This window comes from Pseudomaricurvus alcaniphilus, from assembly GCF_011440395.1.
GTDB classification, from domain to species: Bacteria; Pseudomonadota; Gammaproteobacteria; order Pseudomonadales; family Cellvibrionaceae; genus Pseudomaricurvus; species Pseudomaricurvus alcaniphilus.
The window spans coordinates 1-7081 of the sequence record NZ_JAAOIX010000021.1; the positions used below are offsets into that span (position 1 = coordinate 1).

The window sequence follows — 7081 nt, forward strand, 5'->3', positions numbered from 1 at the left end:
CGATTTACGCATCATATTTTTCTTGTCTTCCGGAAAGAAATCAGCAATGGCCGCCTTAAATGACGGTCTGACTTTACAACGATTATACCAATCTGCCAGTGACTGTCTTTCGCCACATTCACACCGCCGGTGGCATTTTTGCCGTACAAGGTGCCCTGCGGCCCTTTAAGTACTTCAATGCGGTCAAGATCAAAGAACACTCCTTGTGCAGAAGTTGGACGCGCATAGTTCACGCCGTCTACATTGAACGCAATGGCGCCATCAGTCAGTGCATTAGTCACGAAGTTACCTACGCCGCGCAGGTAAAAATTATTACTTGGACCGTAGGCGTTGCTGATTTGTAACGATGGCACAATGCTACCCAAACTCGTTACATCGGTGACACCAGCATCCTCCAAGCCCTGTCCTGATACAGCACTAACCGCTAGCGCCGCATCTTGCAGACTTTCAGCTCGCTTTTGCGCTGTCACCACCACTTCTTCAAGCACAAACTTATTTTCTGAGTCTGCGTGAACTGCCGCTGAGGCGATAACCCCACTGGATATCACCAACACACTGGTAGCTATAGTACTTTTTTTCATCTTAACGCCTTTTCAACACTTGTTATTCATGATCAGCAACGCACACAAATATAAAACTATACGTTTCGTATCAATACTCATATAAGGGATAGATGATGTCAACAGGCAATTGTGCCGCAGAAGCTAAACGCCACCAAAATTAGTGATTCTGACAGCGACTGATAAGTAACAGCAGCACTTTAGAAGGGATAATTACTACTCGGTATAATGAAACACGGGGCGCCCCCAACAAGTGAGTAACACCCCAAAAACGCCTAAACAGGCCGAATCAAACTCGCTTGAAACTTAGAACTGCATGCTGAATTTAAGCCCATAGGTACGAGGGTCGTTCCAGTGTCCAACCGCATAAGGTGCGTTAGTTTGTGGAAACAAATTACGACGCGTATCCCCAATATTCCGCACATAAGCACTCAATGACCAATTTTTTTCAGTTTGATTCAGTGACAACCTTGCATCAACGGTCCAATAAGAAGGAATTTGTGCAAATTCAGTCTGGTTTTCTGCACCAAGCTGGTCATCACGGTATGCCGCATCGACATTGGCAACCAATTCATAACCATTATCCATTGGAAACACCTGCTCAACATCCAGGTTGAATGTCCACTCCGGCGAAAACATCAGCGACTTGCCAGAGCAGTCCATATTAACAATGGGATTTCCCGCATTGCTGCCACCGGTAACGACCAGACCAGTATCCGTAGCTGGACACCCATAATCGTTATTCGGATAGGCTGTACGGTAAACCGCTGACGAATAGGTAGCATCCAGATATTGTACTTTGGCACCCACCGTTGTATTGGCGGCAACTCTCGCAATCAAATCAATATCCACGCCTTTGATATCCGCGTCACCCACATTGATAATGCCGAATACGCTTTCTCCCGTTGCGGCATCAATATTGTCGTACTGCACTTGTTGATCTTCATACTGCCAAAGAAATGCTTCGATATTCAGCTGCACGCGGTTATCCATAAAGCGGTTCTTTGAACCCAGGGTATAGGCAGTAATATATTCCGGCTGGAATATCTCGTAACCACTCACCAATTGTGTACCACCCGCGCGATAACCTTCCTCGATCGAGGCGTACAGCATGCTTTCTTCTGCCAGGTCGTACTCCACCGCGGCTCGCCAGGTCACATCATTGAAACTAACACTTTCCTGTGTCGCAGTTGAGACATAGAAGATGTTGCCAAAGCCATTGGCCAGCGGGATAAACTGGGTAGGTTGATTAAACGCCTCAACGTTAACGTCCTGCCCTGTCAACGGGCCACCTGGAAACAGGACCGTCGCGCGGCTGTTAATAATTCCCTGATCAATCAGATAATCCAGTGTCGCGTCTGAATCAAGACCAATGGGCCCTGTCGGCAACGGAATATTGACGAGTCCGCCGGCCACAAACACCTGGGTGCCACCATCAATAGCCTTATCATCTTCCGTATAACGAATACCGCCGATTAAGCGCAGATTATCAGAGACCTTGGCCGTTAGCTGACCGAACACCGCACGGCTTTCGTTATCAAACTCATAGAACACATGCGGCAACACAGATTCCTGAGCATAGGCATTATTGGTACTCACGTCTTCTTCAAAATAAATACCGCCAACAACATAATCAAAGATCCCAACCTCGCCTGCCAATCTCAACTCAAAACTCGTTTGTGTGATTTCTTCGTTAATATTGCCAACGTTTTGCGCAGGGCCGTAAAAAAATGAATGGTCTTTCGCCGAGCGATGCGCAGGAACAAAGGTCAACGTACCAATGCTGGTTTCAAAATTAATTTCCGCATTAACACCCCAGTATTCGGAGTTGGCTTCCTGCTCACGCTGATTGACAAAGCCGCCTGCAGCTACGCGCGCAGCGTTTGACGCAGCGCTGTTTAAGCCTTCGTCTTCCGACAAGCCTGTTGGCGTGAACATCCATTCGGTATTCACTAAATCGACAGGAGTTGCCGCAGACGTAATACCGAGCAGCGTGCCGCCGGACCCCTTACCACCAACATCGGTGTAGTCAGCGCCAACGCGAATAGACAGCGCGTCAGATGGCTCAACTAAAAATTGCGCCCGCAATCCCAGTAAATCTTTATCTCCCGTGCCATCGTTGTAGATACCGTCATGTGTATGACGCGTCGCTGCGAAGCGCGCTGCACTGGTATCTGACAAGCCTAGATTGACATGACCACTAAACTCACGATTACTCAGGTTGCCCGCGCCTAGACTCAGCGCGCCAGAGGTTTCACCCAGCACGGGTTTGGCCGGAATCACATTGATGTTGCCTCCCGTTGAGTTACGGCCATAGAGGATACCTTGCGGCCCTTTAAGAACCTCGACACGCTCCAAATCGTAGAAGGCAGCGCCTAATACGCCACTGCCTCTCCCCATGGAAACACCATCGTAGTTTGGAATAACACTGGGGTCAGTAAAGCTTTGCACAGTGTTATTACCAACACCGCGCATATAGATAGAAGTGATATTGGAACCGCCATTGGTCAGGCTAAGCGCCGGTACAATCTTGGCCAGCTCGTTAGCATTGGTGATACCTTTGTTCTCGAGATTTGTTCCAGTTACCGCATCAATCGCGATACCCGCATCCTGCAAGGATTCAGCCTGACGGCGCGCCGTTACGACAACCTCTTCAAGTGTGAAAGACTCAGCCCAAGCGGTAGCCGACGTGCCGGCACCTGCCCCCATAAGGATTGCTGCGGTTAAAATCGTGGAATTAGACTTCTTAACCTTCATAATTTTACGCCCTCTATTGTATTTATAATTGCTGCTCTAGCTTTTTAGTCGGGACTTCCGACTGATCAACAACTGCAGAGTTATTACTAATACTGCAGCTACCAACTTTATATACCATACGTTTCGTTTCTATATATGTCAACACGCTACAATAGCTTAAACACAGCAGAAGCTTAAGACTCCAATTCAAGCATGCTTTTGATTTTCTGACGCACGCGCGAGGCCATACGATCTGCCACCGCAACAAGTTCTTTCTGCCTGCCGGAAGCCCAATCTACCCGGGTAATCCCCCCATTTTTAACAGCTTCAATGGCATCAACATCCTGCAGACGTATTGTCACATCAACGTCACCCAATGCCCGGCCAAACGCTTCGTCGTCAAGGCGAAAGTTGAGCGTCTGCATACCAAAATAATGAGTAGAGTTATCCGTCTCAAGTGTCATTCCGTGGATAAAATTGACTTTGCCATGGGTTGTTTCAGAAAAAGAATCTTCGACTTCAACGCCTCTATCAGTTAGCCATGGGCCACTGATTCTTACCAATTCAGGCCCGTAAAAATCGGTCATTGAGTTGATCGTCACCGTATTGCTAGTGGCCGACTCCTGCCCCCAAAGAAAATTGAAAAAATCACTCCAGGGTTGATCGGTCATAACATGCAATTGACGCAGCGAGAAATCGGTCTCCACCACTTTTCGTTTACCACTTAAAAACGTATCACCTCCCGGTACGTGATGATGGATATGCGGCAAATGGGTCAAATCCATAATATTGTCGATAAGCAGCTGAGCCCGCGCTTTCAAATGAAAATAATCGCCACCGGAAACTGCCCAGCCGGGTTGATCCAATCCAAAACTTTCATAAGGAGGAATCAAGTTCGGATCCGCCTTTTCCGGATCACCCATCCAAATCCAAGTCAGATAGCCCTTTTCAACCAACAGGTAAGTGGGCTGCTCAAAATTAGCGCCACCCTTTTGCGAAGGAATGCAAACACATTTCCCTTTAGCATCAAACTGAAAACCATGGTAGCCACACACAATGGCATCGCCTCTCACCTCGCCTTTTGCCAAAGGGTAGTAGCGATGGGGGCACAAGCCCTACATAGCAACAACTTTACCCGCCTCCGTTCGATAAAGAGCTACCGAAATATTGAAAAAACTGCGCTCAAACGGCTTCATGCTGATTTCACTGGAATAAGCAGCAATGTACCAGCGGTTTTTTGGCGAAATTTTGTCTGCTTCAAATGGATACATTACAGCTACTCCAGATCAAATTATTCTTAAATTAATTCCACTCTTTATACCAGCTCTCTGGCGGTTGCGGGCCCCAGTGATTCATATGGAACCAAGGCTCGTCGTTCAATTCAGTTGGGCCGTAATCATGACTGACAACGCACATTGGGCCCGTGATTTCAAACCGATTCCCATCGGGATCACGCACATAGATAAACAGCATATCGCCTTCATTATGACGACCCGGGCCATATTCCGCTGGCGTGCGGATAGCCGCCAAATGGTCACAGAACTTCCAGAAATCGTCGGCATTCAGCTCGATTGCCACGTGATGTATACCAGCCGCGCCACCCAGAATCGCCAACTGATGATGACGATCGTTAACGCGCATAAATTGCAGCAGATGATCGCCGCTACCGTCAGGGTGCAATGCGTAGGCACTCACATAAAAACCTACGTGCTGCATAAACTGTGACATTTCTTCAATGTTTTCACTACGCACCTGCATGTGGCTGGTACGTACATCCATCGCACAGGGGCGGTACTCTACATGCAAAACATTTTCATGTGGCTCGGCTGCCAGCAACTCAAAAGTATGCCCGGTTGGGACTGTCACACGAATCGCGTCAATAGCACCAGGGCGAGACTCACTGCTGCCACGGGCAAAAGGTATAGATGCGGCATTTAAACGCTCCGCGATTCGATCAAGTGAGCCGGTGTTATACACAGCGTAGGCGATATAGTCGATTCCAGTGCCGCCCTCAGTCAGCCCCAGAACAATTTTGCTGGTCACAGGACTTGCCAGATAAACTCTACCCTGGCCCCTCGCCACCTCAACCAATCCAAATACCCGCTGGTACCAAGGCAGGGACGCCTCAACGTTATTTACCTTGACGATGGTATGGTCGATACCGGAAATATCGCCCTTCCACAGATGCTCTGCTATAGAACCGTTATTGTTTTCATGCTTCATATTTTCACCTACATGTAGTCTTAACACCTAAACGCGAGACTCTTTATAGAGCCTCGCAACAATACAACTTGACGCAATTAATGTTCGAAAGGAGAAAGCCCAAAGTGTGGCTTTCTATCACCGAGCTCTTCTTTCACAATTGCATTTCGCTGCTTTCCTAAGCCGGTAATTTCAATTTCAAGGGTATCGCCTGGCTTTAAAAACTGACCGTGAAACGCACCGTTGCCCGGAGGAGAGCCCGTCATCAGTAAATCGCCGGGCAGCAGCTTAAACCGTTCAGAAGCGTAAGCGGTATATTCGTCTTCACTGAAAATCATGTCATTGGAAGGCCAATCCTGCTTAACCTCGCCATTTACCCAAAGGCGAATTTGAGGGCTTTCAATCGTTTTAAAGAATTGACGCGGTACCACATACGGTCCGGTCGCCTTGAAACTCGGTGAGTGCTTGGCAATCCAGTCTGCATTCCACTTAATATCACTGCGACTAAAAAGTTCACATGTATGCATATCGTTGATAATGGTATAACCCGCTACATAGTCACCCGCTTCGGCTGGTGTCATGTAACGTGGACTATTACCGGCTATTACGGCACACAACTCTGCTTCCCAGTCATGGGATTCCCCAACTGCCGGCAACTCAATATTGTCTTCAACACCAACCATGGAACCGTGTGTTGCCAACCAGATAAACGGCATACCTTTAGCCCGCTTCTGCTCAACAAATTCCAGATTACGCTTATAGAAGTCTTCATCGCTTTCGCCGGATTTACGGTCTTTCTGATACTCACCCTCATTGTAGGTGTACATCTCTGCCGCGTGCTGACGATAGTTAGAGCCAGCACCGTATATTTGCGGGAAATCTACAGGCGGCAAAAAGTGGAAATGCCCAACTTCATGTTCCAAAATCTGACCTTGCTTTTCAATCTCACACAGACGCGCAAAGTTCTTTTCCCAGTCGCCATAAATTACCTGCGAAGTAGGAAACTCTGTGGAAATATCAATAACTTCACCATTGGCCCGCACCAACGCATGAAAACGGTGATCACAGTCTTGCAGCTTAGCCAGTGCAAAGGTACCAGTCAGAAGACCGGTTTTTCTTTCGAACTCCATTTGTAACTACCCTCTATCTCAATTTGTTTACCCATCTGATCGACTTCAGGCAAGCAACACCGCGCATACATCAAATCAACGGAGAGCCTCCAGAGATTAAGCTCATAAAAGCTTATCTCTCGATGCGAAAAACCTGTAGTTCAAGCTTGTTTGTCAGCCAAGTTCTACTGTTGTTTTGATTGTTACCGCCAACAGCCAATCACTCAAATTGATTATTCTTCTCGTTGCATCAATAGAATTGATACGATGCGTATCTTAATCCATACTACCGGCTTCGAAGGTGCCAATTGAAGTGGCCCACTAAATTTTAATAACTCGGATTTGAATCCGCGTGTGTGCTGGTCGCACTTTCTGGCGTTAACAAATGCGCCATCGGCAGCGCCGCATCGGTTTTATCCGCGCCATCAACCGGCGTAGAGCCCGTATCCAAAAACATATTTGCCGGCGGTAGCC

The 7081-nt window shown here is 47.8% G+C and carries 6 protein-coding genes; all 6 read right to left on the minus strand.

Going from position 1 to position 7081, the window contains the following annotated elements; genetic code table 11:
• Positions 1 to 11: 11 nt before the first annotated feature.
• Positions 12 to 581, minus strand: coding sequence for a TonB-dependent receptor plug domain-containing protein (locus G8764_RS21990; RefSeq protein ID WP_166168473.1), 570 nt, complete (start codon positions 579 to 581; stop codon positions 12 to 14).
• 285 nt (positions 582 to 866) lie between these two features.
• Positions 867 to 3317, minus strand: coding sequence for a TonB-dependent receptor (locus tag G8764_RS21995; RefSeq protein WP_166168476.1), 2451 nt, complete (start codon positions 3315 to 3317; stop codon positions 867 to 869).
• 173 nt (positions 3318 to 3490) lie between these two features.
• Positions 3491 to 4408, minus strand: a complete 918-nt coding sequence (locus tag G8764_RS22000) for an aromatic ring-hydroxylating dioxygenase subunit alpha (protein WP_279538494.1) — start codon at positions 4406 to 4408, stop codon at positions 3491 to 3493.
• Between the two features lie 3 nt (positions 4409 to 4411).
• Positions 4412 to 4567, minus strand: a complete 156-nt coding sequence (locus G8764_RS22380; protein WP_207952045.1) for a Rieske (2Fe-2S) protein — start codon at positions 4565 to 4567, stop codon at positions 4412 to 4414.
• A gap of 31 nt (positions 4568 to 4598) precedes the next feature.
• Positions 4599 to 5519 (minus strand): VOC family protein, encoded by a 921-nt coding sequence (locus tag G8764_RS22005; protein WP_166168478.1) that lies wholly within the window; start codon positions 5517 to 5519, stop codon positions 4599 to 4601.
• Between the two features lie 77 nt (positions 5520 to 5596).
• Positions 5597 to 6628, minus strand: coding sequence for a fumarylacetoacetate hydrolase family protein (locus tag G8764_RS22010; RefSeq protein WP_207952046.1), 1032 nt, complete (start codon positions 6626 to 6628; stop codon positions 5597 to 5599).
• Positions 6629 to 7081 lie beyond the last annotated feature (453 nt).